This window comes from Kitasatospora gansuensis, from assembly GCF_014203705.1.
Lineage (GTDB): Bacteria > Actinomycetota > Actinomycetes > Streptomycetales > Streptomycetaceae > Kitasatospora > Kitasatospora gansuensis.
Genome location: NZ_JACHJR010000001.1, coordinates 2,848,616 through 2,875,226, shown reverse-complemented (window position 1 = coordinate 2,875,226; position 26,611 = coordinate 2,848,616). Strand labels below are relative to the sequence as shown.

General features: G+C 72.2%; 20 protein-coding genes. 11 read left to right on the top strand and 9 right to left on the bottom strand.

Annotated features, from left to right (window positions below; translation table 11 throughout):
• Positions 1–30 precede the first annotated feature (30 nt).
• The 3 genes from lon to F4556_RS12585 all read left to right on the top strand — a co-directional run bounded on the left by lon (position 31) and on the right by F4556_RS12585 (position 4,886).
• The gene (lon, locus tag F4556_RS12595; protein ID WP_184914366.1) at positions 31–2,427 is read left to right on the top strand and encodes an endopeptidase La; all 2,397 of its coding nucleotides are present in this window, start codon (positions 31–33) and stop codon (positions 2,425–2,427) included.
• Between the two features lie 453 nt (positions 2,428–2,880).
• A complete protein-coding gene (locus F4556_RS12590) occupies positions 2,881–4,314 on the top strand; it encodes a hypothetical protein (protein WP_184914364.1) in 1,434 nt (477 codons plus the stop codon).
• A 50-nt stretch (positions 4,315–4,364) separates the two neighbouring features.
• Entirely contained in the window at positions 4,365–4,886 is a 522-nt protein-coding gene (locus F4556_RS12585; protein ID WP_184914362.1) for a GtrA family protein, read from the top strand.
• Between the two features lie 41 nt (positions 4,887–4,927).
• Here F4556_RS12585 and xylA read toward each other — a convergent pair whose 3' ends face one another.
• Entirely contained in the window at positions 4,928–6,082 is a 1,155-nt protein-coding gene (gene xylA, locus F4556_RS12580; protein ID WP_246511486.1) for a xylose isomerase, read from the bottom strand.
• A gap of 119 nt (positions 6,083–6,201) precedes the next feature.
• Here xylA and xylB point away from each other — a divergent pair, with 119 nt between their 5' ends.
• Both xylB and F4556_RS12570 read left to right on the top strand, forming a co-directional pair.
• On the top strand, positions 6,202–7,668 hold the full coding sequence (gene xylB / locus F4556_RS12575) for a xylulokinase (RefSeq protein ID WP_184914358.1): 1,467 nt from the start codon (positions 6,202–6,204) through the stop codon (positions 7,666–7,668).
• Between the two features lie 92 nt (positions 7,669–7,760).
• Positions 7,761–8,930, top strand: a complete 1,170-nt coding sequence (locus F4556_RS12570) for an ROK family transcriptional regulator (RefSeq protein ID WP_184924542.1) — start codon at positions 7,761–7,763, stop codon at positions 8,928–8,930.
• Positions 8,931–9,078: 148 nt separating this feature from the next.
• On the opposite strand, the gene F4556_RS12565 is transcribed toward F4556_RS12570, so the two are convergent.
• Positions 9,079–10,119, bottom strand: a complete 1,041-nt coding sequence (locus F4556_RS12565; RefSeq protein ID WP_184914356.1) for a DUF3533 domain-containing protein — start codon at positions 10,117–10,119, stop codon at positions 9,079–9,081.
• 98 nt (positions 10,120–10,217) lie between these two features.
• On the opposite strand from F4556_RS12565, the gene F4556_RS12560 reads away from it, so the two are divergent.
• Both F4556_RS12560 and F4556_RS12555 read left to right on the top strand, forming a co-directional pair.
• Positions 10,218–10,691 carry a MarR family winged helix-turn-helix transcriptional regulator gene (locus F4556_RS12560; protein ID WP_184914354.1) on the top strand — a complete coding sequence of 158 codons (474 nt, stop codon included), beginning with the start codon at positions 10,218–10,220 and terminating at the stop codon, positions 10,689–10,691.
• A 111-nt stretch (positions 10,692–10,802) separates the two neighbouring features.
• The gene (locus F4556_RS12555) at positions 10,803–12,329 is read left to right on the top strand and encodes an MDR family MFS transporter (protein WP_184914352.1); all 1,527 of its coding nucleotides are present in this window, start codon (positions 10,803–10,805) and stop codon (positions 12,327–12,329) included.
• Between the two features lie 67 nt (positions 12,330–12,396).
• On the opposite strand, the gene F4556_RS12550 is transcribed toward F4556_RS12555, so the two are convergent.
• Both F4556_RS12550 and F4556_RS12545 read right to left on the bottom strand, forming a co-directional pair.
• On the bottom strand, positions 12,397–12,633 hold the full coding sequence (locus F4556_RS12550; RefSeq protein ID WP_376775685.1) for a hypothetical protein: 237 nt from the start codon (positions 12,631–12,633) through the stop codon (positions 12,397–12,399).
• A 19-nt stretch (positions 12,634–12,652) separates the two neighbouring features.
• On the bottom strand, positions 12,653–13,822 hold the full coding sequence (locus F4556_RS12545; RefSeq protein ID WP_184914351.1) for an inorganic phosphate transporter: 1,170 nt from the start codon (positions 13,820–13,822) through the stop codon (positions 12,653–12,655).
• Between the two features lie 362 nt (positions 13,823–14,184).
• Between F4556_RS12545 and F4556_RS12540 the strand changes: the two genes are divergently transcribed.
• Positions 14,185–15,693 carry a C40 family peptidase gene (locus F4556_RS12540; RefSeq protein ID WP_184914349.1) on the top strand — a complete coding sequence of 503 codons (1,509 nt, stop codon included), beginning with the start codon at positions 14,185–14,187 and terminating at the stop codon, positions 15,691–15,693.
• A 7-nt stretch (positions 15,694–15,700) separates the two neighbouring features.
• On the opposite strand, the gene F4556_RS12535 is transcribed toward F4556_RS12540, so the two are convergent.
• From F4556_RS12535 to F4556_RS12515, 5 genes are all read right to left on the bottom strand, one after another.
• Positions 15,701–16,996, bottom strand: coding sequence for an ion channel protein (locus F4556_RS12535; protein WP_184914347.1), 1,296 nt, complete (start codon positions 16,994–16,996; stop codon positions 15,701–15,703).
• A gap of 89 nt (positions 16,997–17,085) precedes the next feature.
• Positions 17,086–18,258, bottom strand: a complete 1,173-nt coding sequence (locus F4556_RS12530; protein ID WP_184914345.1) for a hypothetical protein — start codon at positions 18,256–18,258, stop codon at positions 17,086–17,088.
• A 76-nt stretch (positions 18,259–18,334) separates the two neighbouring features.
• Positions 18,335–20,617 carry an FdhF/YdeP family oxidoreductase gene (locus F4556_RS12525; protein ID WP_184914343.1) on the bottom strand — a complete coding sequence of 761 codons (2,283 nt, stop codon included), beginning with the start codon at positions 20,615–20,617 and terminating at the stop codon, positions 18,335–18,337.
• 129 nt (positions 20,618–20,746) lie between these two features.
• Positions 20,747–22,657, bottom strand: a complete 1,911-nt coding sequence (locus F4556_RS12520; RefSeq protein ID WP_184914341.1) for an FAD/NAD(P)-binding protein — start codon at positions 22,655–22,657, stop codon at positions 20,747–20,749.
• Positions 22,654–23,583, bottom strand: coding sequence for an amino acid ABC transporter permease (locus F4556_RS12515; protein ID WP_246511006.1), 930 nt, complete (start codon positions 23,581–23,583; stop codon positions 22,654–22,656). Before F4556_RS12515 ends, F4556_RS12520 begins: the two co-directional genes overlap by 4 nt.
• Positions 23,584–24,020: 437 nt before the next feature.
• Between F4556_RS12515 and F4556_RS12510 the strand changes: the two genes are divergently transcribed.
• Genes F4556_RS12510 through F4556_RS12500 form a run of 3 tightly spaced genes read left to right on the top strand, consistent with a single transcriptional unit; the run spans position 24,021 to position 26,604 of the window.
• Entirely contained in the window at positions 24,021–25,172 is a 1,152-nt protein-coding gene (locus F4556_RS12510) for an LLM class flavin-dependent oxidoreductase (protein ID WP_184914337.1), read from the top strand.
• Entirely contained in the window at positions 25,169–25,675 is a 507-nt protein-coding gene (locus F4556_RS12505) for a GNAT family N-acetyltransferase (protein ID WP_184914334.1), read from the top strand. The genes F4556_RS12510 and F4556_RS12505 overlap by 4 nt, the downstream gene beginning before the upstream one ends.
• Entirely contained in the window at positions 25,672–26,604 is a 933-nt protein-coding gene (locus F4556_RS12500) for an ABC transporter substrate-binding protein (RefSeq protein ID WP_184914332.1), read from the top strand. Before F4556_RS12505 ends, F4556_RS12500 begins: the two co-directional genes overlap by 4 nt.
• The last annotated feature ends 7 nt before the right edge of the window (positions 26,605–26,611 follow it).

The following is a 26,611-nucleotide window of genomic DNA, read 5'->3' as shown; positions in this document are numbered from 1 at the left end:
CAACTCAACTTCACTGACTGGGGAGAGATCATGGCATCGACGTCCACACCGCTCACTCTGCCCGTGCTGCCGCTCGACGACGAGGTGGTCCTGCCCGGCATGGTGGTCCCGCTGGACCTGTCGGACACGGAGGTGCGAGCCGCCGTCGAGGCAGCCCGGGCCGGTGTCGGCGGCGGGGCGAAGCCCCAGGTCCTGCTGGTGCCGAGGCTGGACGGCTCGTACGCCGCCGTCGGCACGCTGGCCACCGTCGAACAGGTCGGCCGGCTGGCCGACGGCGACCCGGCCGCGCTGGTCCGGGCCGTCCGCCGGGTGCGGATCGGCGCCGGGACGACCGGTCCCGGTGCGGCGCTCTGGGTGGAGACCGGACCGTTCCGCGAGTCCGACCCCGGGCTGCCGGTGGCCGGGCGGGCCGCGGAGCTGGTGAAGGAGTACAAGGCGCTGTCCACCCAGTGGCTGCGCAAGCGTGGCGCCTGGCAGATCGTCGACCGGGTGGCCCAGATCGAGGGAGTCGGCGAGCTGGCCGACAACATCGGCTACGCCCCGTTCGCCACCGCCGAGCAGAAGCTCAAGGTGCTGCTGGAGGCCGACCAGCTGGCCCGGCTCGAGTACGCACTCACCCTGCTCCGCGACCACCTCGCCGAGGAGGAGGTCAACGACACCATCCGCAAGGACGTCGAGGAGGGCGTGGCCAAGCAGCAGAAGGAGTTCCTGCTGCGCCGTCAGCTGGACGCCGTCCGCAAGGAGCTGGCCGAGCTGAACGGCGACCCGGCCGACGAGGAGGGCGACTACCGGGCCCGGGTCGAGGCGGCCGAGCTGCCCGAGAAGGTCCGCGAGGCGGCGCTCAAGGAGGTCGACAAGCTGGAGCGGTCCTCCGACCAGTCGCCCGAGGGCTCCTGGATCCGCACCTGGCTGGACACCGTGCTCGAGCTGCCGTGGAACGAGCGGACCGAGGACGCGTACGACATCGCGGGCGCGCGGGCGGTGCTGGACGCCGACCACGCGGGGCTGGGCGATGTGAAGGACCGGATCGTCGAGTACCTGGCGGTCCGCAAGCGCCGGGCCGACCAGGGGCTCGGCTCGGTCGGCGGGCGCCGTGGCGGCGCGGTGCTGGCGCTGGTCGGTCCGCCCGGGGTGGGCAAGACCTCGCTGGGCGAGTCGGTGGCGCGGGCGATGGGGCGCGAGTTCGTCCGGGTGGCGCTCGGCGGCGTACGGGACGAGGCGGAGATCCGCGGGCACCGGCGCACGTACGTCGGCGCGCTCCCCGGGCGCATCGTGCGGGCGATCAAGGAAGCCGGTTCGATGAACCCGGTGGTGCTGCTGGACGAGATCGACAAGGTCGGCTCCGACTACCGGGGCGACCCGGCGGCCGCCCTGCTCGAGGTGCTCGACCCGGCGCAGAACCACACCTTCCGGGACCACTACCTGGAGGTCGAGCTCGACCTCTCCGACGTGGTCTTCCTCGCCACCGCCAACGTGCTGGAGTCCATCCCCGAGCCGCTGCTCGACCGGATGGAGCTGGTCCGGCTGGACGGCTACACCGAGGACGAGAAGGTCGTCATCGCCCGGGACCACCTGCTGCCCCGTCAGCTGGAGCGGGCCGGGCTGACGACCGGTGAGGTGACGGTCGACGAGGCCGCGCTGCGGAAGCTGGCCGGGGAGTACACCAGGGAGGCCGGCGTCCGGAACCTGGAGCGTTCGATCGCCCGGGTGCTGCGGAAGGTGGCGGCGCAGAGCGAGCTCGGGGAGCGCGAGCTTCCTTCGGCGATCGGCCCGGACGAGCTGCGCGCGCTGATCGGGCGCCCGCACCACACGCCCGAGGCCGCGCAGGAGCCGGCGGAGCGGCGCACCGCGGTGCCGGGTGTGGCGACCGGGCTGGCCGTCACGGGTGCCGGTGGTGACGTGCTCTACATCGAGGCCTCGCTGGCGGACGCGGAGACCGGTTCCACCGGGCTGACGCTGACCGGGCAGCTGGGTGACGTGATGAAGGAGTCCGCGCACATCGCGCTCTCCTACCTGCGGTCGCGCGGCGCCGAGCTGGAGCTGCCGGTGACCGGGCTGCGCGAGCGCGGCATCCACCTGCACGTCCCGGCCGGGGCCGTCCCCAAGGACGGGCCGAGCGCGGGCATCACGATGACCACCGCACTGGCCTCGCTGCTCTCCGGCCGCAAGGTGCGGACGGACGTCGCGATGACCGGTGAGGTGTCGTTGACCGGGCGGGTGCTGCCGATCGGTGGCGTGAAGCAGAAGCTGCTCGCGGCCGACCGGGCCGGGGTCACCACGGTGATCATCCCCAAGCGCAACGAACCCGACCTGGACGACGTGCCGGCGGAGGTGCTGGAGCGGCTCACCGTGCACCCCGTCGCGGACGTCCGGGAGGTGCTGCGGCTGGCGCTGGAGCCGGCGGAGGTGCTCGTGGCTGCCGCCTAGGCAGGTGGTTCGGAAGGTAGGGGCTCGGGGAACGGCGACGGTTCGTGGCTGGCGGGTATCACTGCGAAAGTGCCTGACCATTTACGGACGGATCACCTTTTACGAGGTTGGCGTCGCAGTTCCCCGAGCCCCTGGCCGTAGACGGTTGAGCACCTGCCAAAAGGTCGGCGTCGCCCACGCGGCGGAGCCGCACATCAGCAGAGCCCCGAGCCCCTACCTTCCGTACCGTGAGACGGTGGTTGTGTGACGGTGTGTCAGCACGGGAGCATGGGGCCATGACCCGTCACGCACACCTGAGCCGTCGGCTTGATGTCGACCTGGCCCGTGCGTGTTCGGCGATCTGTTGCCGCGCCTGCTGAGCGCGGTGCCTCCTGCCCGGGTGTTCGCCGGGCTGTTTCTCGTCCTGCCGGGCGGAGTGCACCTCTGTGTCCACACTCCTTCGACGGGACTTCCATGCGTCTGCGCACTCGCGCCGCCGTGCTCGCCACGGCCGCCCTCCTGCTGACCAGTCAGACCCCGGCGCACGCTGCCGACCCGTACGGCCCGCTGCCGCCGGCCAACCCGTTCGCGGGCCCGGCCGGCACGGCCACCATGCACAGGGACACCGGTTCCTCCGACGCGACCCCGCTGCCGGGGCCGGGGGCGGGCAGTGTCCGTTCGCACCGGACGGCGTTGCAGTCCGCCTGCCCGACCGTGCTGGTCGGGGCCGACGGCTATCCGGTCGCGCTCTGCACGGAGATCTTCGGGCTGGCGCCGACCGTTCATCTGCTCGACCCGGCGACCGGTGGGTCGGTGGCCGAACTGACCCTGGCCAAGGGCTCGTTGCTCGGCGGGGTATACGCCTATCTGGACCACCGGGACCGGCTGGTCGCGGTGGACGGCAACCGGGAGCTGCTGCGGATCGGGCACCGCCGTACGGCGGCCGGCGGCTGGGAGCTGTACGTCGACTCCCGGCTGCCGCTCGCGGGGGCGGTCCCGGACGGGGACGCCGTCACCGGGCTCTCGCCGGACTGGCAGGGGCGGGTCTGGTTCGTCACCGGCGCCGGGGTGGTCGGCACCGCCGACGACCGGACCGGCGTGGTCCGCACCCTCGCGCTGCCGGCCGGTGAGCGGGTGGCCAACTCGATCTCCACCGCCCCGGCCGGGACGGCGGTGGCCACCACGCACGCCACCTACCTGCTGACCGCGTCCGCCGACGGCACCCCGCAGGTGAGCTGGCGTCAGCCGTACGACCGGGGCCCGGGGCGGAAGCCGGGGCAGCTGAGCTGGGGGACCGGTTCCACCCCGACCTTCTTCGGGCCGGGCACCGGCACCGACTACCTGACCGTGGTGGACAACGCCGCGCCCACGGTGAACCTGCTGGTCTACCGGGCCGGCAGCGGTGAGCAGGTCTGCTCGGTGCCGGTGCTCAAGGCGGGCGGCAGCGGCAGCGAGAACTCGCCGGTGGCGGTCGGCAACGCGGTCTTCGTGGCCAGCACGTACGGCTACCCGTACCCGAAGCTGCCGGAGGACGCGGGGCCGAGCGTGCCCTCCTCGGCCGCCTTCCGGGGCGGGCTGAGCCGGGTGGACGTCCGGGCCGACGGCTCCGGCTGCGACCTGACCTGGGACAACCGGACCAGGTCGGCCGCGGTGCCGAGGCTGTCCACCGCGGACGGGCTGCTCCGTACGGTGCTGCGCAACCCGGTGATCCCGGGCACCGACGCGACCTCGGCGGTGGACCCGTACTCGTACGCCGAGATCGACCCGGCCACCGGGCGGACGGTGCGGACGGCCTACCTCGGGGCGGGCTTCATCTTCGACACGCTGCAGATGGTGGGCAGCATCGCGCCCGGCCGGGTGGTGTTGCAGGGCACCACCACGGGCGTGCTGCGGATCACGGCCGGCTAGGACGTGTCGTTCGGCCGTCGAACGGGACAGACCCGTGCGAAACTGCCGAAATGCCGTCACCTACTCAACGGGTGCTGTCCCGAGTCCCGCTTCGGCTCCGGCCGTTCCTGGTCCGGCACCGCAGGCTGGTGAAGTTCCTGCTGGTGGGCGGGAGCTGCTTCCTGCTCACGATGGTGCTGAACTTCGGGCTGCGGCACACCGTGTTCGAGGAGAAGCCGGTGGTCGCGCTGACCGTCGCGACCGTGGTCGCGACGGTCGTCTCCTACGTGCTGAACCGGCAGTGGTCGTTCCGGGCGCACGGGCGGCAGCGCGAGGCGGTGCTGTACCTGGTGGTCAGCGGGCTGGCGGTGCTGGTGAACGACGCGCCGCTGGTGGTCTCCCGGTACCTGCTGGACCTGCGGGAGCCGCATGTCACCGCGTTCGCCGAGGAGGCCGCCGACTTCCTCAGCGGGATGATCGTCGGGACGTTCCTGGCGATGCTGTTCCGGTACTGGGCGATGCAGCGGTGGGTCTTCACCCGCCGGGCCGATCCGCTGCCCGCCGACCGGCCCCGGGCGGGGGCCGGCCGGTGACGGGCGGACAGCGGTGACGGCCGGTCGACGGTGACGGTCGGTCAGAGGCCGAGCAGGTGGTCCATGGCGAGCTGGTCGAGCAGTTCGAAGCCCATGCCCCGGGCGCCGGCCGCGGCCGGGTCGAAGTCCTCGAAGGCGGTCCGGTCGGCGAGCAGTGCGGTCAGGCCGTCCTCGGCGGTCGGCCGGGCCAGCTGGTCCAGCCGGGCCGCCGTCAGGGCGGCCTGGACGGCGGGGTCGGCCCGGAAGGCCAGCGCCTTCTGCTTGAGCGCCAGGTAGTTGCGCATGCAGGCGGCGGCCGAGACCCAGACGCCGTCCAGGTCCTCCGTCCGGGAGGGCTTGAAGTCGAAGTGCCGGGGGCCGTCGTAACCCGCGCTCTCCAGCAGGTCGACCAGCCAGAACGCGCCGCGCAGGTCACCCGCGCCGAACCGCAGGTCCTGGTCGTACTTCGGCCCGGACTGGCCGTTCAGGTCGATGTGGAAGAGCTTGCCCGCCCAGAGCGTCTGCGCGATGCCGTGCGCGAAGTTCAGGCCCGCCATCTGCTCGTGGCCGACCTCCGGGTTGAGGCCGACCAGCTCGGGCCGCTCCAGCTGGTTGATGAAGGCGAGGGCGTGGCCGATGGTCGGCAGCAGGATGTCGCCGCGCGGCTCGTTCGGCTTGGGCTCGATCGCGAACCGCAGGTCGTAGCCCTGCTCGGTGACGTACTCGCCGAGCAGGTCGAACGCCTCCTTCAGCCGGTCCAGCGCCACTCGGACGTCCTTGGACGCACCGTGCTCGGCGCCCTCCCGGCCGCCCCAGGCGACGTACGTGGTGGCGCCCAGTTCGGCCGCGAGGTCGATGTTGCGGATGGTCTTGCGCAGCGCGTACCGGCGTACGTCGCGGTCGTTGGCGGTGAACGCGCCGTCCTTGAAGACCGGGTGCGAGAACAGGTTGGTGGTGGCCATCGGGACCTGCAGGCCGGTGGCGTCCAGCGCCTGCCGGAACCGCTTCACGGCCTGGTCGCGCTCGCCCTCGCCCGCGCCGAACGGGATCAGGTCGTCGTCGTGGAAGGTCACGCCGTGCGCGCCCAGCTCCGCCAGCCGGGTGACCGTCTCCACCGGGTCCAGGGCCGGGCGGGTGGCGTCGCCGAACGGGTCGCGGCCCTGCCAGCCGACGGTCCACAGACCGAAGGTGAACTTGTCCGAGGGGGTGGGGGTCAGAGTGCTCACGGGCGCCTCTCCTCTATTCGTCATGGCAGAAAACAAACTAGTATCCGGACGCGTCCCCGGGAAGAGGCGGCGGACGAAAACGTGGCGGATGGCGGAGAAGGGCGGGCGATGTGGCGGCACGGCAGATCGTGATCGGGATCGACAGTTCCACCCAGGCGACCAAGGCACTGGCCGTGGACGTCGCGACCGGCGAGGTGCTGGGGGAGGGGCGGGCCCCGCACACCGTCCGGGGCACCGGCGGCGCCCGGGAGAGCGACCCGGAGCAGTGGTGGCAGGCCCTGTGCACGGCCGTGGCCGCCACCGGTCACGCCGACCGGGCCGCCGCCGTCTCGGTGGCGGGCCAGCAGCACGGGCTGGTCGCGCTGGACGCGGCGGGGGTTGCGGTGCATCCCGCTCTGCTCTGGAACGACACCCGGTCGGCGCCCGAAGCGGCCGCGCTGGTACGGGAGTTGGGGCGGGAGGAGTGGGCGCGGCGGGTCGGCAGTGTGCCCGGCGCGTCGTTCACGGTCAGCAAGTGGGCCTGGCTGCGGGCGCAGGGGCTGACCTCGGGGGTGGCCGCGGTGCGGCTGCCGCACGAGTACCTGACCGAACGGCTCACCGGGCAGGTGGTCGCGGAGCCCTCCGACGCTTCCGGGACGGGGTGGTGGGGGCCTGGGGGGTACGACGCGGAGATTCTTGAACTCGTGGGGCTGCCGGTCGAGTTGCTTCCGCCTTCGGCTGAGGCGCCTGGCTCGGGTGCACCAAATGCAAAGTCCCCCGCCATTTACGCAGGTGCAACGCTCCAAGGGTCGGCGTCGCAGCTCCCCGAGCCCCTGATGGCTGAGGGTGTGTTGGTAGCGGCCGGGGCGGGGGATAACGCCGCGGCGGCGCTGGGGCTCGGGCTGATGCCCGGGCAGGCGGTGGTGTCGCTCGGGACGTCCGGGACCGCGTATGCGCTCACGCGGGGGCGGCCGGCTGATCCGACCGGCGTGGTGGCGGGTTTTGCGGCGGCTGACGGCGTCCACTGGCTCCCGCTCGCCTGCACGCTCAACTGCACCCTCGCCGTGGACCGCCTGGCCGCCCTGCTCGGCCGGGACCGGGAGGCCGTCGAGCCCGGCGGCAGCGCCGTCGTGCTGCCGTTCCTGGACGGTGAGCGCACGCCGGACCTGCCGTACGCCTCCGGCCTGCTGCACGGCCTGCGTCACGAGACCACCGGGGGGCAACTGCTCCAGGCCGGGTACGACGGCGCCGCGTACGCCCTGCTGACCGCACTCGACCAGGTCCTGGCGGCCGGTGCCGAACCGGAGTCCGACGCGCCCCTGCTGCTGATCGGCGGCGGGGCCAAGGGTCGGGCCTGGCAGCAGACCGTACTCCGCCTCTCCGGCCGCCCGGTCCAACTCCCCACCGCCACCGAACTGGTGGCCCTCGGCGCTGCCGCCCAGGCCGCCGCGCTGCTGACCGGCGAGGCCCCGGCCGCCGTGGCCCGCCGCTGGCAGACCTCGGCCGGTCCGGTGCTCGACCCCGTCCCCCGCGACAAGGCCGCACTGGACCGGATCGGTGCCACCCTGGCGGCCGCCGGGGGGTTGCTCGGGGTGTGACCGCACGGGCCGTTACGCTGCACCGACTGGCGCGGCGCCAGGACGAAACAGGGGGTGAGCCGGTGCGGGCCGGACCGGCGAGTCAGCAGGGGATGCGGTGGGCCAACCTGGCCCTGGTGCTCGGGGAGATCGCGGCCCGGCCGTGCTCGCGCGCGGCGGTGGCCGGGGCGACCGGGCTGACCAGGGCGGCGGTCTCCTCGCTGGTCGAGGAGCTGATGGCCGCCGGGCTGCTGACCGAGGCCGGGCCGACCGCGCCGAGCGGCCGGGTCGGGCGGCCCGGCAGCGAGCTGGCGCTCAGTCCGGACGGGCCGGCCGGGCTCGGCGGCGAGATCGGGGTCGAGCACCTGGCCGCCTGCGTGGTCGATCTCCGGGGCGAGGTGCGGAGTTGGCACCGGCTGGAGATCGGCAACCGGGGCCGCACCCCGGCCGCCGTCCTGGCCGACCTGGCCGAACTGCTCCACCGGGCCGCCGCCGAGGCCGGACTCCGGCCCGCCGGGCTGACCCTGGCCGTGCCCGGCCTGGTCGGCGCGGCGAGCGGGGTGATCGCGGGTGCGGCCAACCTGGGGTGGAGCGATGTGCCCGCCGCCGCCGAACTGCGCTCCGCCCTCCGGGCCGCCGGGGCCACCGACCTGGCCGCCCTGCCGATCGAGGTCGACAACGAGGCCAACCTGGGCGGCCTGGCCGAACTCTGGCTGGCCGGCCGCCCCGACGACTTCTGCCACCTCTCGGCCGAGGCCGGGATCGGCTCGGCGATCGTGATCGGCGGTCAACTGCTGCGCGGCGCCCGGGGCTTCGCGGGCGAACTGGGCCACCTGACGGTCTGGCCGGACGGCCCGCCCTGCGCCTGCGGTGCCCGCGGCTGCCTGGAGCAGTACGCCGGGGAGACCGCCGTCCTGCGGGCGGCGGGCCTGGAGGGCGTCGGCGGCGACTGGGTCGCCCTGCTCGCCGCCCGGGCCGCCGCCGGCGACCCGGCGGTGCTGACCGCCCTCGCGGGCGCCGGAACGGCCCTCGGCATCGCGGCGGCCGGGGCGGTGAACCTGCTCGACCCGCAGGCCGTCGTGCTCGGCGGCGGCTACGCCGAGCTGGGCGACTGGCTGCTCCCCACCATGCGGGCCGAACTCACCGCCCGGGTCACCGTCCGCCCCTGGAACGAGACCTGGCTCTCCGTCTCCCCCCTCGGCCGCCGCGGCCCCCTCCTCGGCGCCGCGGTCGGCGTCGTCCGCAACATCATCGCCAACCCCGGCGCATACGCGGGCCCATGACGCCGCGCAAGGTTGCACCACCAGGGGCTCGGGGAACTGCGACGCCGACCTCGTAAAAGGTGATCGTGCGTAGGCGGTCAGGCACTTTCGCAGTGATACCCGCCAGCCACGAACCGTCGCAGTTCCCCGAGCCCCTGGGCAGTGCAACTCAACCGTGCGTAGAAATGTGCTCCCGCCCGTACCGCGGCCGCCGGATCACCGCCGCCATGGTGACGCCGACGCCGACCACCGCCCAGGCGACCAGGACCAGCAGCGGTACGAGGATGTTGGTCCCCCCGAAGTACGCGATCGAGCGGGCCACGTCGGTGCCGGCCCCGTTCGGGATCCAGGCGCCGATCGCCCGCCAGAACGCGGGCATCATCGGCGGCGGGAACACCCCACCCGCACTCGGGTTGCCGAGCACCACGAAGATCAGCACCGCCAGCCCGATGCCGACCACGTCGAACAGGCACTCCAGTGCCATGGTGATCGCCCCGACCGCGAACACCACCAGGCTGCCGAGCCCGATCAGCCCCCAGCTGGAGCCGGGCAGGGCGTTCAGGGCGGGCCCGATGATGACCGCCCCGCCGATGCCGGCCGCGACGGAGTACAGCGCCAGCGCGCCGAGCCGGATCACGGCGCGGCTCGGGTTGGCGGGCCGGGAGCCCGCGCTGATGCCGAGGATGGAGGCGACCAGGTAGCCGCCGACGCACCAGCCGACCACCAGGTAGAACGAGGACAGGCCCTCCGCGTCGCCCTTGGCGAGCGGCAGGACGTCCTCCACCACGACCGTCCGGCCCTGGCTCTTGTCGACGGCGGTGACGATGGTCTCGGCGGCCGTGGCGGCGGCCGGGCCGCGGGCGTCGGCGACCAGCAGGGTGTCCTGCGTGGTCGTCGGGTCGAAGAGCCAGGCGGCGTAGATCTTCTGGTCCTTGATCCGGGCGACGGCGTCGTCCCGGTCGGTCGCGGTGGTGGCGCGGACCGCGCTGTCCGGCACCGACTCCAGCGCGCCGACCAGCTTCGGGCTGACCTGCGGCGGGGCGACCACCGCGATCGACAGCTCGTGCGGGGTCGGGTGGTGCAGGGCCCCGACGTACGAGGTGATGAACCCGAGCTGCAGCAGCAGCACCGCGATCACCAGCAGGGCGGCGCGCGGGGTGACCGCGTCCTTGAGTTCCGCGAGGAATCCCTGGCGGCCCGGGTCGGCCATCGAACCTCTCCTTAGAACGCAAGCAAGGGCAAAACGGATACTTCATATCATGAAACAGTTGTCGATCAACGGAGGCTCGACTGCGGGATACTGGCGCCATGACTGAGCGGGCAGCTGACCACCGGAGCGCCGAGCAGGCGCTGATCGCCGTGGAGCGCGAGGTCGCCGTGCTGTTCCGGCGGGGCAGGGCGAGGGCGGCCGAGATGTCCCGGCAGGTGCACCCGGCGCTGGAGGGCGTGGCGTACAGCATGCTCGGCTTCATTCAGGAGCGCGGGCAGGTCAGGCTGACCGACATCGGGCTGCACTTCGGTGTGGGCAAGGCCACCATCAGCCGGCAGGTCAAGGTGCTGGAGGAGCTGGAGCTGGTCACCCGGGAGACCGATCCACTGGACCGGCGCTCCTCACTGGTCTCGCTCACCCCGGACGGCGAGGCCCGTTATCTGGCGGCCCGGAGCGGCCGGCTGGGCCGGTTCCGGGACATGCTGGGCGACTGGGAGAGCGCTGACGTGGCCCAACTCGCCGATCTTCTCCAGCGGTTCAACGACGCGATCGGCGAGCCCAAGCTCGGCTGAGGGCCCTTCCCTGATTGTTGCCTATGTCAACCATCTCGTCTTATGGTTGCCAAAGGCAACAAAAATCCAGGCCGAAGGACCCGCATGACCACAACTTCAGACCCAGCCCCGATGACCCACCGTCAGGTCCTCGAAGCCCTCTCCGGGCTCCTCCTCGGCCTCTTCGTGGCGGTGCTCTCCTCGACCGTCGTCGCCAACGCGCTGCCGCACATCCTGACCGACCTGCACGGCGGCCAGACCGCGTACACCTGGGTGGTCACCGCCGCGCTGCTCTCGCTCACCGCCGCCACCCCGATCTGGGGCAAGCTCTCCGACCTGGTCAGCCGGAAGCTGCTGGTGCAGATCGCGCTGGTGATCTACATCGTCTCCTCCGCGCTGGCCGGGCTGTCCCAGAACACCGGCCAGCTGATCGCCTGCCGGGTGCTCCAGGGCATCGGGGCGGGCGGCGTCACCGCGCTGGCCCAGATCTGCCTGGCCGCCATGGTGCCGCCCCGCGAACGCGGCAGGTACAGCGGCTACTTCGGCGCGGTCTTCGCGCTGGCCACCATCGGCGGGCCGCTGATCGGCGGGGTGGTGGTGGACACCAGCTGGCTCGGCTGGCGGTGGTGCTTCTACCTGGGCATCCCGTTCTCGCTGGTCGCCATCGTGGTGCTGCAGCGGACCCTGCGGCTGCCGGTGGTCCGCCGCAAGGCGAAGATCGACTACCTCGGCGCGACGCTGATCACCGCCTCGGTCAGCCTGCTGATGATCTGGATCTCGCTGGCCGGTGACAGCTACCCCTGGCTCTCCTGGCAGACGGCGGCGATGGTCGGCGGCGGGCTCGCGCTGGCCGCGCTGTTCGTACTGGCAGAGCGCCGGGCCGCCGAGCCGATCATCCCGCTCGACCTGTTCCGCCACCGCACGGTCACGCTGGCCGCGATCGCCAGTGTGCTGGTCGGGGTCGGGATGTACGGCGCGACCACCTTCCTCAGCCAGTACTTCCAGCTGGCCAGGCGGGAGTCGCCGACCATGGCCGGGCTGCTCACCCTGCCGATGATCCTCGGCCTCGCGGTCTCCTCGACCGTCGCGGGCAAGCTGATCACCCGGTACGGCCGCTGGAAGGCGTACCTGGTGGCCGGTACGGGCCTGCTCGCGGTCGGCTTCGCGCTGCTCGGCACGGTCCGGGACGACACCCCGTACGCGCTGCTGGCGGTCGCCATGGCGATCACCGGCGTCGGCCTCGGGCTGACCATGCAGAACCTGGTGCTGGCCGTGCAGAACACCGTGCCCCGGCACGAACTCGGCACCGCCAGCTCGACGGTCACCTTCTTCCGGACCATGGGCGGCGCGATGGGCGTCTCCGCGCTCGGCGCGCTGCTCTCGCACCAGGTCACCCGGCACCTGACGGACAGTCTGGCCGCCGCCCACCTGCCGACCGCAGCCGCCGGTGGCGGCATCCCGGACCTCGGGACGCTGCCCGCCCCGGTGGTCCCGCTGGTCACCGACGCCTTCGGGCACGGCATCGCCACGGTCTTCCTGATCGCCGCGCCGCTCGCCCTGCTGGCCTTCCTGGTGGTGCTGCTGATCCGCGAGGTGCCGCTGCGCACCACCCAGGACGAGGCCCCGGCCGACCGGCCGCGCGAACTCGCGCTGGACTAGGGACGGATACGCCGCTGCCCTCCTCGTTTGCGGACGAGGAGGGCAGCGGCGTACGTACGTGGCGGTGCTAGCCGGCGATCAGGTAGAGGCCGTAGCCGACCACCGAGGCGCAGGCGGCGAAGCAGACCGAGGCTCCGGCCAGCGCCAGGTTGGCGGTGCCCGACCCGTTCCCGGTCTCCTGGGCCGTCTCGCGGCGGGACAGGGCCATGATGCCGAGGGCGAAGACGGCGACGGTGGCGACGGTGACCACGAAGCTGACGCCGGCGGTCTCGGCCAGGGCGGCCCACTTGATGCTCATGCTCATGAGAGGAAGCCTTCCGGGCTCAGGCCGCGACGGTGGTCGTGGCGGGGGTGGGGACCGGGGCCTGCGGGACCTCGACCGGGGTGACGTCGGTGTCGTTGACGTTGTCGGCGTGCACCGGCTGGCGGCGGGAGAGCACCCACATCGCACCGGAGCCGATCACCAGCGCGGCGCCGACCAGCAGCACGCCCCAGGTGCCCTTGTCCGCGACGAAGGCGGCCAGACCGGCCACGGTGGCGGCGGCGGGCAGCGTCAGGCCCCAGGTGTAGAGCATCCGGCGGGCCATGCTCCAGTGCACCTGGGCCTTCGGGCCGCCGAGACCGGCGCCCATGACGCCGCCCGAGCAGACCTGGGTGGTGGAGAGGCCGTAGCCCATGTGCGAGGAGGTGAGGATCACGGTGGCAGCCGCGGCCTCGGAGGAGAATCCCTGCGGGGGCTGGATGTCGGCGAGGCCCTTGCCCATCGAGCGGATGATCCGCCAGCCACCCATGTAGGTGCCGATCGCGATCGCCGCACCGGCGCTGACGATGACCCAGGTGGGCGGCAGCGCGCCCTTCGGCAGGGCGCCGACCGAGACCAGGGTCAGGGTGATGATGCCCATCGTCTTCTGGGCGTCGTTGGTGCCGTGGGCGAGCGAGATCAGCGAGGCGGAGAAGACCTGGCCGGTCTTGAAGCCCTTGTTGGTACTGGCCTCGCGGCCGTTCCGGGTGATCCGGTACGCCAGCTTGGTGGCGCCCCAGGAGGCCAGCCCGGCCACGATCGGGGAGGCCACGGCGGGGATCAGGATCTTGGAGACGACGACGCCGAAGTTCACGCCGTTCAGCCCGACCCCGACCACGGTGGCGCCGATCAGGCCGCCGTACAGCGCGTGCGAGGAGCTGGAGGGCAGGCCCTTCAGCCAGGTCAGCAGGTTCCACAGGATCGCGCCGACCAGGGCGGCGAAGATGATGGCCGGCTGGATGCCGGCCTTCTCGCTGACGATGCCGCCCGAGATCGTGGTGGCGACCTTCACCGAGAGGAAGGCGCCGGCGAAGTTGAGGACCGCAGCGATGGTGACCGCGACCTTCGGGCGGAGGGCTCCCGTGGCGATGGAGGTGGCCATCGCGTTGGCGGTGTCGTGGAAGCCGTTGGTGAAGTCGAAGGCGAGCGCTGTGATGATCACAACGGCCACCAGGAACGTGATGTGTTCCATGGACCCAAACAATCGTCGTAGTTGTCGGACTGACGCTGATGTCACCGGCGACGGTAGGGAGGGTTGGTGAACGGAAGGTGAACTGAGGCGGGAGCTGTGGTTCCGAGAGTGTCGCCGAGGTTGCCGGAACGCTTCCGAATCGTGGAGGCAGGGCTGCTGGCCAGGCGTTTTGGTGGGCAAGGTCCGGTTTGGTGATGGTTTGTTGAGAGCTGTCTCACATCCAACCTGAAGCTGAGCTGAGAATTCATCCGACTGCCCGGTAACCCCCTGTCTGGATCCGGGGGGCGCATGGCAGGATCGAGGGCGAATTGCCAGGCGGGACGGCCTGGTCAGGGTCGGGGACTACGGGGAGGGGCGAGCTGATGCGCGCTGGGGTTCGGACGACGGAGAACGGCGTGCGGCCCTGGGTGCGAGCCGCCCTGCGCTGCGGTGCGGTGCTGGCACTGGCCTCGCTCGCGTTCGGCACAGCCGGGACGGCGTTCGCCGCGCCCACGCCGCCCGTCTCGGTCGCCCCCGGGGCGGACCCGCTGGCCCAGGCCAAGGCCACCCTCGGCCCGATGCTGGACCGCCTGCACGAGCTGTACCGGGAGGCCGAGGCGGCCACCGAGCAGTACAACGGGACGGTCGCCAAGCTCGCCACCCAGCAGGCCACCGTCGCCGACCTGAAGGTCCGGCTGGAGCACCAGCAAGCCGCCGTGGACGCCGGCAGCGACCTGGCCTCCCAGCTGGCCGCCGCCCAGTACCGGAACGGCAACTCGTCCGACCTCGCCGAGCTGCTGCTCACCGACTCCCCGTACGAGGCGGTGGTGGTGGCGGAGCTGCTGAACGCCGCCGGGCGTTCGCAGACCGAGTTCCTGGACCGGCTGAAGGGCGACCGGGCCACCCTGACGGTGCTTCAGCAGCTCGCCGAGGCGACCCTCGCCCAGGCCCAGGCGCTGGCCGTCCAGCAGGAGGCCGGCAAGGCCGACGTGGCGCGGCGGCTGGCCGAGGTCGAGCAGATGGTCAGCTCGCTCACCGGGGCCCAGCGCAGCGAGCTCGAGCAGCTGGAGAAGACCCGGGCGGACGAGGCGCAGCTCGCCTTCCTCGCCTCGGGCGCGCTGGGCAAGGGAGAGCGCACGCCCTCGCAGGCCGGGCGCAAGGCGGTCGCCTTCGCGCTGGCTCAGCTCGGCAAGGACTACCTCTGGGGCGGCACCGGGCCGGACAAGTTCGACTGCTCCGGGCTCACCTCGCAGGCCTGGCTGGCTGCCGGCGTGAACATCCCGCGGGTCAGCCAGGACCAGTGGTCCGAGCTGACCAAGGTGCCGCTGAACCAGATCCGCCCCGGTGACCTGGTGGTCTACTACGGCGGCGCGACCCACATCGCGATGTACATCGGCGGCGGCCTGGTGGTGCAGGCGCCGCGCACCGGTGCGGTGATCAAGGTCTCGCCGATCGGCGCGATGCCGATCCTCGGCGCGGTCCGTCCCGACCCGCAGTCGGTGTCGGACGAGCCCGGCGGCAGCTGGAAGGTGCCCGAGCTGCCCAAGGGGGCGGACGCGGTGACGCCGATTCAGCCGGCCAAGCCGGAGAACCTGCCGACGCCACCGGTCACCGCCCCGCCGACCACTCCGACTGCGCCGACCACGCCGCCGGTCACCACCTCGCCGACTGCGCCGACCACGCCGCCGGTCTCCGCCACGCCCACCGACTCGCCGACCGGCACGTCCTCGCCGAGCACGGGGACGGGCTCGCCCTCGGGCTCCACCTCGCCGACCGGGACGCCGACCGGCTCGGAGTCGGCCTCGGCGTCCGCCTCCACTTCCTCCTCCGCGTCCGCATCCGTGGCCGGGTCGAAGAAGGACTCCGCGGCCTCGCCGAGCACGGCGGGCTGACCGTCCGTTACGCCGGTGCGGCCTCGGGCTCGGCGCGTTCGATCAGCATCTCGGGGCGGCCGGTGACGATCAGCCAGGCCGGCAGGGCCGCGACGCAGAGCAGCGGAAGCAGCGTCAGGTCGGGCACGATGACCGCGGCGGTGAACAGGCTGAGCCAGCCCTGCCGGGTGACCGCGAGCAGCACGCCGAGGACGGCGCAGGACACCGAGAGCGCCGGCGGCACCGAGGGGATCAGCGCGCTGACCGCGAAGCCGAGGGCGGCCGCGGCGAAGACGGCCGGGAAGATCCGGCCGCCGCGGAAGCCGGCGCAGGACGCGATCACCAGCGCGACCAGCTTCAGCACCGCCATCCCGAGCAGCTGCCAGAAGCCGTAGTGCGAGTAGTCCAGGGCCAGTTCCTTGACCTGGTCCAGGCCCTTGAACAGGGTGAGCTCGCCGCCCAGGGCGCCCAGCGCACCGAGCGTCAGGCCGCCGACGGTGAGCATCGTGACCGGGTGCGGGATCTGCTGGAACGCCCGGTACACCAGGGGGAAGAGGTACACCGCCGCCAGCCCGATCGTGGCGCCGACCGCACCGACCAGCAGGGCCCAGAACAGGTCGACCGTCCGGGTGCCCGGGTAGCCCGGCACCTTGATCACGAAGTCGTTGCCGACCAGCAGCAGCGTGGTGACCGAGCCGGTGACGGCGGAGATCAGCGGGGCGAACAGCCGGTCCCAGAGCGCCCCGGGCCCGGGCATCTCGGAGAGGATCAGCGCCGCGGCGAGTGGGGTGCCGAAGAGGGCACCGATGGTGCCGGCGGCGGCCAGTCCGACCCAGAGCACCGGGCCGGTCGAGGGCAGGAAACGCCGGCCGATCCAGTACGCCAGCGCGATGTTGATCATCGTGATCGGGTTCTCCGGACCCAGGCTGACGCCCCCGGCCAGGGCCAGGACGGTGGCCACGATCAGCCCGGGCAGCACGTACGGCGACACCGGCGGGTCGACCAGGCCGGTGGTGGCCGGGTCGGGCCCGGCGTGGCCGGGCGCCTGCCACACCGTCAGACCGACGGCGACGCCGGTGACGGTGAGGATCAGCAGGATCCACCAGGGGTTGAACCCGTCGATGTCCAGGCCGTCCGGGATGATCTCCCAGAGCAGGTTCTCCAGCCGTCCGGCCACCGAGCTGATCGCGATCAGGGTGAGGCTGGCGCCGATCCCGGTGAGGATCGCCGGAGCGATCAGCGGGATCAGCCGGGTGGCGGGTGTGGGCGGTCCCGAGGTGAGGTCACCCGGTTCGGCGGTGTCCTGGGGGGTGGCGTCGGCCATGCGAGGTACCTCCGAGGTCCGGGTGAGCTTCTGTCAGATTAGTGGCAAATCAGACATATTGGTCATCCGGACCTCGGAGTGTCGGTCCGTCAGTCGGCCGGTGGCCAGTCCGCCGGGGTCGGGGCGAAGTAGCCGAACGAATCCACCACGACGTGGGTCGACCCGCCGGAGTTGTAGACGAAGACGGTCCGGGCGGAGTCGACCGGCGTTTGCACGTGGTTCGGCACCACCGCGCCCGGCGTGAAGTTCAGGGTGCTGGTGCCCGGGCGCTGGTAGGTGTGCCCCCAGACCGTCAGGTACCCGGTGGCGGTGGGCTGGACGGCGGTCACGTTGAGCAGCGCCGCGGTGGCCCCGGCCGGGGCGGCCGGGCCGAGGGACAGCGTGCCGCCGGCGGCGATCGGACCGTTGCCGGCGGTCCGGGTGTCGTACAGCCGGGTGGGATCCTGCGGGTACAGCAGGCTGCCGGCGTAGCGCCCGTAGTAGCCCACCAGGTCGGCCACCACGTGCACCGGAGTGCTGTTGCAGATGGTCACCATCCCGTCGGCACCGATCGGGGCGATCACCTGGTTGGCGATGGTCTGCCCGGTGGTGAAGTTGAGGTTGGAGGTCCGCAGGCCGGTGTCCACGGTCAGGTAGCCGGGGCCTCGGGGCGCGGTCGCGGTGACGTTGAGCGCCAGGTGGGTGGCGTCCGACGGCACCCAGCCGTGCGGGACGGGCACCTTGGTCGCGCAGCCCGCCGCGGGCGGGCCGCCGGGCGTGGAACGGGTGTCGAGCACCCGGAGCGGGTCGATCGCCGCGTACCGCCGGCCCGAGTGTTCGTCGTAGTAGCCGACCAGGTCCACCACCACGTGCACCGGTGTGCCGCCGGCCGCGTTCCAGATCCGGAACCAGCCGGCCGTGTTCACCCGGACGGTGGTCAGGTTGGACACCGCCCCGGGCCCCTTGTAGTTGAGGTTGGAGGTGGCCGGCTGCGGTGAATCGCCGGCCCCGGCGGTCAGGAAGCCTGAGCCGGTCGCCCCGACGGCGGTGATGTTGAGCACCGCGGCGACCGGCCGGGCCGGCACCGAGTGGCCGAGCCAGACGGTTCCGTTCAGCACGTCGCCCGGGGCGAGTGCCTCCTCGGAGCGGGTGTCGAGCACTCGGGTGCTCAGTGGTTCGAACGCCCCGGGCCGGTAGTCGGCTGCTGCCGCCGAGGTCGGCAGCAGCAGCCCCAGGATGACGGCGCCGACGGCCGCCAGTCCGGTGAACTTGCGGATGACCATGATTCAACTCCCCCTGATTGCATGGCACTTATCGGCATTGTGCCGTGCCCGGGGAGGTTCTGTCAGGATCCGACGATCAGTCGGTGCTGTCCGGCTCGAACCGGATCACTACCGCCTTGGAGGTCGGGGTGTTGCTGATCTCGGCGGTGGAGTCCAGCGGCACCAGCACGTTGGTCTCCGGGTAGTACGCGGCCGCCCCGCCCTGGGCGACGGGGTAGTGCACCACCTGGAAGTGCGGGGCGCGGCGTTCGGTGCCGTCCACCCACTCGCTGACCAGGTCGACGTAGCCGCCCTCGGTCAGGCCGAGTTCGGCGGCGTCGGCGGGGTTGACCATGACCACCCGGCGGCCGCCGGTGATGCCGCGGTAGCGGTCGTCGAGGCCGTAGATGGTGGTGTTGTACTGGTCGTGCGAGCGCAGGGTCTGGAGTAGCAGCCGCCCGGCGGGGACCTCGGGGGCGGTCAGCGGGTTGACCGTGAAGTTGGCCTTGCCGGTGGTGGTCGGGAAGGTCCGGCTGTCGCGCGGGCCGTGCGGGAGGGCGAAGCCGCCGGGGCGGCGGACCTTGGTGTTGAAGTCGTCGAAGCCCGGCACCACCCGGGAGATCCGGTCGCGGATGGTGTCGTACGACTCGGCGAACTGCTCCCACGGCACGTCGTTCGCCTCGCCGAGGGCGGCGCGGGCCAGCCGGCAGACGATGGCCACCTCGGAGAGCAGCTGCTCGGACGGGGGCTGGAGGCCGCCGCGCGAGGAGTGCACCATGCCCATCGAGTCCTCGACGCTGACGAACTGGGCGCCGGCGGCGGTCCAGTCCCGGTCGGTCCGGCCGAGGGTGGGCAGGATCAGGGCCCGGGCGCCGGTGATCACGTGCGAGCGGTTGAGCTTGGTGGAGACGTGCACGGTCAGCGCGCAGCGGCGCATCGCGGCCTCGGTCACCTCGGTGTCCGGGGTGGCCGCGACGAAGTTGCCGCCCATCGCGAAGAAGACCTTCACCTTGCCGTCGCGCATCGCCCGGATGGTGTCGACCGAGTCCAGACCGTGGTCGCGCGGCGGTTCGAAGCCGAACTCCTTGCCCAGCGCGTCCAGGAAGGCCGGGGCGGGGCGTTCGAAGATGCCCATCGTGCGGTCGCCCTGCACGTTGCTGTGCCCGCGCACCGGGCAGACGCCGGCACCCGGGCGGCCGACGTTGCCGCGCAGCAGCAGGAAGTTGACCACCTCGCGGATGGTCGGTACCGAGTGCTTGTGCTGGGTCAGGCCCATCGCCCAGCAGACGATCACCTTCTGCGAGTTGAGGGTGAGCTCGGCCAGCTGCTCGATCTGCTCCCAGGGCAGACCGGTGGCGGCGAGCACCTCGTCCCGGTCGGTGGCGGCCGCCTCGGCGGCGAACTCCTCGAAGCCCAGGCAGTGTTCGGCGACGAAGGCGTGGTCGACGCCGTTCTCGGCCTTCAGGATCAGCTGGTTCAGCGCCCGGAACAGCGCGAGGTCGCCACCGAGCCGGATCTGCAGGAACAGGTCGGTCAGCTTGGTGCCGGCACCGGCCAGGCCGCGCGCGTTCTGCGGGTTCTTGAAGCGTTCGAGACCGGCCTCGGGCAGCGGGTTGACGCTGACGATCTTCGCGCCCGCCCGCTTGGCCCGCTCCAGCGCGGAGAGCATCCGGGGGTGGTTGGTGCCCGGGTTCTGCCCGGCCACGATGATCAGGTCGGCCTGGTACAGGTCCTTCAGGCTGACGCTGCCCTTGCCCACCCCGAGGGTCTCCACCAGCGCCGAACCGGAGGACTCGTGGCACATGTTGGAGCAGTCCGGCAGGTTGTTGGTGCCGAGCTGACGGGCGAACAACTGGTAGGCGAAGGCCGCCTCGTTGCTGGTCCGGCCCGAGGTGTAGAAGGCGGCGGCGTCGGGGGAGGGGAGCTGCTTCAGCTCCTCGGCGACGATCGCGAAGGCGCGCTCCCAGGAGACCGGGGTGTAGTGGGTGGCGCCCTCTTCGAGCAGCATCGGCTCGGTGAGGCGGCCCTGCTGGCCCAGCCAGTAGCCGGACCGCTCGGCCAGTTCGGCGACCGGGTGCTCGGCGAAGAACGCGGTGGTGATCCGCCGTTCGGTGGCCTCCTCGGCGACCGCCTTGGCGCCGTTCTCGCAGAACTCGGCGGTGTGCGTCTTGCCCGGCTCGGGCCAGGCGCAGCCGGGGCAGTCGAAGCCGTCGGGCTGGTTCACCTTCCGCAGGGTGGCCAGGGTCCGGCCGGGGCTCATCTGGTCGTTCGCCATCCGCAGGCTGTGGGCCACGGCCGGGAGGCCGGCCGCCGCGTGCTGCGGATCGGTGACCTTCGCCCGGTCCTGTGCGGGGTCGGTTTTCGGCGCCTGCTTCGGCATGACAGCCCTACTTCCTTGTACGGGTGACACGCTTCACCTTACGCAGGGGGTCGACTGTCTACGGTCCAGGGGCTCGGGGAACTGCGAGGAGATCTGGCGCCGGGGTCACATACGAAAGTGCCTGACCAGCTACGTACGGATCACCTTTTCCGAGGTCGGCGTCGCAGTTCCCCGAGCCCCTGTGGTGAGCGCGAGCTCGGTGAGCAGGCTGCGGGCCGCTGCGTCGTTCTGGCGGAAGCCCGGTGCGTTGGTGCGGGGCCGGGCGAAGGCGGTGTAGGCGCGGCCGTTGGTGTGCGGGCCGAGGGCGGTGCGGCGGGGGTGTGGGGTGTTGTCCAGGGTCGGGTCGAGCAGTCGGCCGTCGGGCAGCGAGACCGTCAGCAGGCCGGCCTCCTCCAGGAGCTCGCCGCCGAGGGCGAGGGTGCGCAGGACGGGGTTCTCGGTCCGGGAGAGCACGTGTTTGGGGAGGTAGCCCTCGATCAGGGCGGTGGCGTGCACCGGGTGGCCGGGGGTGGTGGGGCTGGTGGCGACGAAGGTGCCGGTGCGCTCGTCCGGGGCGACCCGCAGGTCGGCGCCGAGGAACCGCACGATCCCCGCCTCGGAGAGGGCGAGCAGCTGGCGGAGCCGGAAGCCGGGCGGGCCTGAGGCGAGGAAGTTGAAGAACCCGGACCACCAGCCGTCGAGTTCGGTGGCGGCCGAGCGGGCGGTGAGCCGGTCGGCGGCCATGATCCGGGGGAGCTGGCCGAAGAGCGAGAGCAGGGCGAGGAAGGCGCCCAGGTCGGCGCTGTGCGCCGGGTCGGCGCGGCGGTCGGCGTCGGTCCTGATGTGGTCGCGCAGGTGCTGCTGGAGACCGTCGGGGGTGAGCCGGAGGCCGGTCAGCGGGTGGTCGAGCGCTTCGAAGTCGAGCCGGTCGGCCGGGTCGGGGACGGCCTGCTCCACCAGGGCGGTCAGCTCTGGTGCGTACCAGTCCAGCCGGTCGTACCGGTCCAGGAAGTCCGTCCAGGGCAGTCGGACCCGCTCGCGGTGCGCGTGGAACAGTTCGTGGTAATGCCCGAAGCCGATCTCCTTGGCCATCAACGGCCAGAAGTCCCGGCGCAGTTCGAGCGGCCCGGGGCGGGCCAGCACCCGGTCGACGGCGGCGGCGTCGAAGTACCGGGGCAGTGGGGCGGGCGGCCCCTGGAGGCGGTAGCCGGTCTTCGAGTGGTACGGCACGCCCCGGCGGGAGCCGACGTGGATCACCGGTTCGCGGCCGGACGGCAGGTAGGCGAGCCCGTCCGGTGCCGGGACGAACCGGCCGCCCCGCCCCTCGGTGAGCATCGCGAGCAGGTCGACGAAGGCCAGCCCGAAGCCGCGCAGGATCAGGTGTTCCCCCGGGGCGACGCCGGAGAGATCGGCGTCCGAGGAGAAGGCGGGCGGTAGGTGGAACCGGCCGTGCCGGGCGGCGAAGCCGGCCAGTTCGCGCTGCCCGGGGTCGGGGGAGGAGCCGAGGTGACCGAGGGTCAGCACCACCTGATCGGCGATCAGCACGCCGTCGGAGAGCTGGACCAGCTGCGCCCCGTCCGGCGGGCCGCCGACCGACTGGGCGGTGTCCCGGTGCACGGTGACCGTGACGTGCGGCGGCAGCTCGGCCACCGCTCGGCGGAACACCCAGTCCAGGTAGGCGCTCTGGGCCCGGCGGGTGGGGAAGTCGGTCGGCGCCAGCGAGCGCAGCTCGGCCCGGACGGCGGGATCGGCGACCGGCTGGTACGGGGCGAACTCCTCGGCCCGGGCGGCCCATTCGGCGAGTGAGGGGCCGGGGCGGACCGGGCCCTCGATGGTGCTGGAGGCGTCGGTGAACATCGTCACGTCCTCCGCCATCGAGTTCATCCGCAGCAGGGGTGACTGGTCGTGCCGCCAGATCCGGCCGGCGCCGGGCGGGTACGGGTCGACCAGGTGGATCTCCAAGGGTCGGTCGGGGGGAAGCAGTTCGGCCGCGTTGGCGGCGATCCGCTCCAGCAGTCCGGTGCCGCGCGGCCCCGCTCCGATGATCGCCAGGGTGCTCAACTCGCCACCTCCGTCCGGGAGAAGAAGGCCCGGGCGCGCTGCAGCGGGGTGGGCGGCAGATCGCCCCGGGTGGTGCCGCGGGCGTAGTGCCGCTCCAGGTAGTACTGGCCGACCGAGAGCACGCTGGTCACCGCGATGTACCAGACGGTGGCGACCAGCAGCAGCGGGATCACCTGGTAGGTCTGGTTGTAGATCAACTGGGCCGAGTAGAGCAGGTCCTGGACGGCCAGCACGCTGACGATGCTGGTGCCCTTGAGGGTGCCGATCAGCATGTTCCCGGCGGTCGGCACGATCGAGCGCATCGCCTGCGGGACCACGATCCGGCGCAGCACCCTGGCCCGGCCGAGGCCGAGCGACTGGGCCGCCTCCAGCTGGCCGTGGTCCACCGAGAGGATGCCGCCGCGCACCACCTCGGCGGCGTACGCGGCCTCGTGCAGGGTGAGGCCGATCACGGCGGTCAGGGTCGGCCCGAACAGGTCGACCGTCTTGACGGTGAGGAACTCCGGGCCGAACGGGAGGCCCAGACCGAGGGTCGGGTAGAGCGCGCCGATGTTGAACCAGAACAGCAGCTGGACCAGCAGCGGGGTGGACCGGAAGATCCAGACGAAACCCCAACTGATGCTCCGCAGCACCGGGTTGTCGGAGAGCCGGCACACCGCGAAGGCCGTGCCGAGCGCGAAGCCGAGCACCATCACGGCGGCGGTCAGCCAGAGCGTGAGCAGCAGGCCCTGCACGATCGCGGTGGTGGTGAAGTACTGGGCGACCACGTCCCACTCGAAGGCCCGGTTGCGCAGGACGGAGTTGAACACCAGCGCCAGGACCAGCAGGGCGAGCACCGAGGCGACCACCCGGCCGGGCCGGCGGCGGGCCACGATCGGTGCTTCGTCGGCCTGGGGGAGTACGGGGGCGGACAGGGCAGTGGCCATCGGCCGGGCTCCAGACATGGCTGGGCCGTCACGCCGGGCGGCGCCCCTCAACGCACCCGGCCCCCGATCGTAGGCGTGGACGAACAGGGCCTGTCAAGGGCGGTCCGTTCCTACTGATAACAGAACATGAAGGAATCCCGGGAAGGTTGACGTCCCGTCTGATCCACTGTTCAACTTCCTCCATGGACCCCGAGCAGCAGCGCCTGGTGACGCGCGGCCACATCGACTTCGGTCGGGTGTGGTCGGCGGCGTGTTGCGCCTGACCCGGTAGTCGCGGCCGTTCGACCGGCCCCCGTCCTGCTGTTCCTCCCCCTTCGCGCCGTCACGCGCCCAGCGCCCCTCGCGCACACCCTTCACCCCTGCGCCCCGCCGCCGTACCCCGGCGTGCCCGGGTGCCGCCACCCCCTGCACATCCGCACGAGAGAAGGACCTTCGCCATGCCCGTCGAGTTCCTCGGTATCGCCGCCACCGGTGACGGCTCGGAGACCAGCCCCCGGACCACCGCCGCCTTCGACCGCGACTACACCCTGCGGCTGGCCCGCGCCCACGAGGAACACGGCTGGGACCGGGTGCTGTTCGCGTACGGCTCCGGCTCGCCCGACCCGGCCCCCGCCGCCGCCTTCCTCGCGAGCAAGCTCGACACGCTGCAGATCCTGCTGGCGCACCGGCCGAACGTGTCCTACCCGACCTTCGCCGCCAAGACCTTCGCCACCCTGGACCAGATCAGCGACGGCCGGCTGACCGTGCACTTCATCACCGGCGGCAGCGACCAGGAGCAGGGCCGGGAGGGCGACTTCCTGACCAAGGACCAGCGCTACGCCCGTACCCGGGAGTACATCGCGCTGGTGAAGAAGATCTGGACGACGCGGGAGCGGTTCGACCACGAGGGCGAGTACTACCGCTTCCAGGACTTCGTCTCGGACGTCTTCCCGGTCCAGCAGCCGCGCCCCGACGTCTCGTTCGGCGGCTCCTCGGACGCCGCCTACGCGGCCGGCGGGGCCGAGGCGGACATCTACTGCCTCTGGGGCGAGCCGCTGGCCAGGACCGCCGAGCAGATCGAGCGGGTCCGGCAGGCGGCCAAGGACGCCGGGCGGACCGACACCCCGCGGATCCAGGTGGCGTTCCGGCCGATCATCGCGCCGACCGAGGAGCTGGCCTGGGAGAAGGCGCACCGCACCGTCGACCTGATCAAGGCCCGGATCGGGGGCGGCGAGCTGCTGCCCCGGGCGAAGGGCGCGGACGGCGGCTGGGCGCCGCAGAACACCGGCTCGCAGCGGCTGCTGGAGATCGCCGCCGCCGGTGAGCGCTACGACCGCGCGCTGTGGACCCCGACCGCCGCCGCGACCGGCGGCGCGGGAAACTCCAACGCGCTGGTCGGGACGCCGGAGACGGTGGCCCAGGCACTGCTGGACTACTACGACCTCGGCGTGGACATCCTCTCCGCCCGGGGCTACCACCTGCTGGACGACGCCATCGACTTCGGGCGCTACGTGATCCCGATCGTCCGCGAGGAGGTCGCCAAGCGGGACGCCGCCAAGGCCGCCGCCCGGGAGCGGGACCGGCACCAGCTCATCGCGCTCCAGGCATGAGCGCGCTGCTGGAGGTCCGCCGGGTCACCCTGGCCGACCCGCTCACCGGGCCGCTGGTCCGGGAGCTCACGCACGAGTACGTCACCCGCTACGGCCCGGGCGGCCACCAGGAGATGAGCCGGTTCCCGGACAGCGAGTTCGAGGCTCCCGACGGGGTGCTGCTGCTCCTGCTGGCGGACGGCGAACCGGTGGCGGGCGGTGCGTACCGCCGCTACGACGAGCGGACCGCCGAGCTCAAGCGGATGTGGACGCACTCGGCCCACCGTCGGCGCGGCCTGGCCCGCCGGGTGCTGGCCGAGCTGGAGCTCGCCGCCGAGGCGGCCGGCTACCGGCGGATCTTCCTCACCACCGGACCGCGCCAGCCCGAGGCGAAGGGCCTCTACCTGGCGACCGGCTACACCCCGCTGTTCGACCTGGACCGTGACCCGACGGTCTTCGCGCCCCTTCCGTTCGAGAAGCACCTCCCGCTCCGTCAGCTCCCCCGAAAGGCCCCGACCCCGTGAGACGCGCACCCGCAACGCTGACCGCCGCCGCTGCCCTGCTGCTGCTCGCCGCATGCGGCTCCGGCGTCGGCAAGTCTCCTGCCCCCGCCGGGAGTTCCGCGCTCGCGGCGGCGGCCCAGGACGTGGTCTCGACCGTGCCGAAGTCGGAGAAGGCGGCCGCGCTGCTGCCCGAGGAGACCCGGAAGGCCGGCAAGCTCAAGCTCGGCGGCTCCTCCGGCACCCCGCCGTCCGCGTTCTACCCGGACCCGGCGGTGAAGAAGGCGGCCGGGATCGACGTGGACTTCACCGACGCGGTGGCCAAGGTGCTCGGCCTCACCATCGAGCGCGAGGAGGCCGCCTTCGAGACCATCCTGCCCGCGCTGGGCAGTGGGAAGTACGACCTCGGCACCGGCAACTTCGGCGTCACCACGGCCCGGTTGAAGACCATCGACTTCGTCACCTACATCAACGACGGCCAGGGCTTCTCGGTGAAGAAGGACAACACCGCCCAGCAGCCGGTCAAGGAGATCGGCCAGCTCTGCGGCCTGACCATCGGCACCGGCGTCGGCACCACCTTCGAGACCACCCTGAACTCCAAGAAGAACGTCTGCACCGACGCCGGGAAGAAGGCGTACGAGGTGCGGGCCTTCTCCGACACCGGTGCCACCCTGACCAGCCTTCAGCAGGGCAAGGTCGACCTGGTGATGTCCACCATCAACGGCCTGCGGTACCAGGAGTCCCAGCCGGCCTCCGGCACCCGCTTCCTGAGCGAGTTCCGCCGGCTCGACGTGGGCTTCGCGTTCAAGAAGGGCTCACCGCTCGCCCCGGCGTTCCAGGCGGCGGTCAACCAGCTGATCCAGGACGGCACTTACCGGAAGATCCTGCAGAAGTGGGGCACCGAGCAGTCCGCCATCAGCACCTCCGAGATCAGCCCGCCCGAGCGTCCGTGAGGTCCGC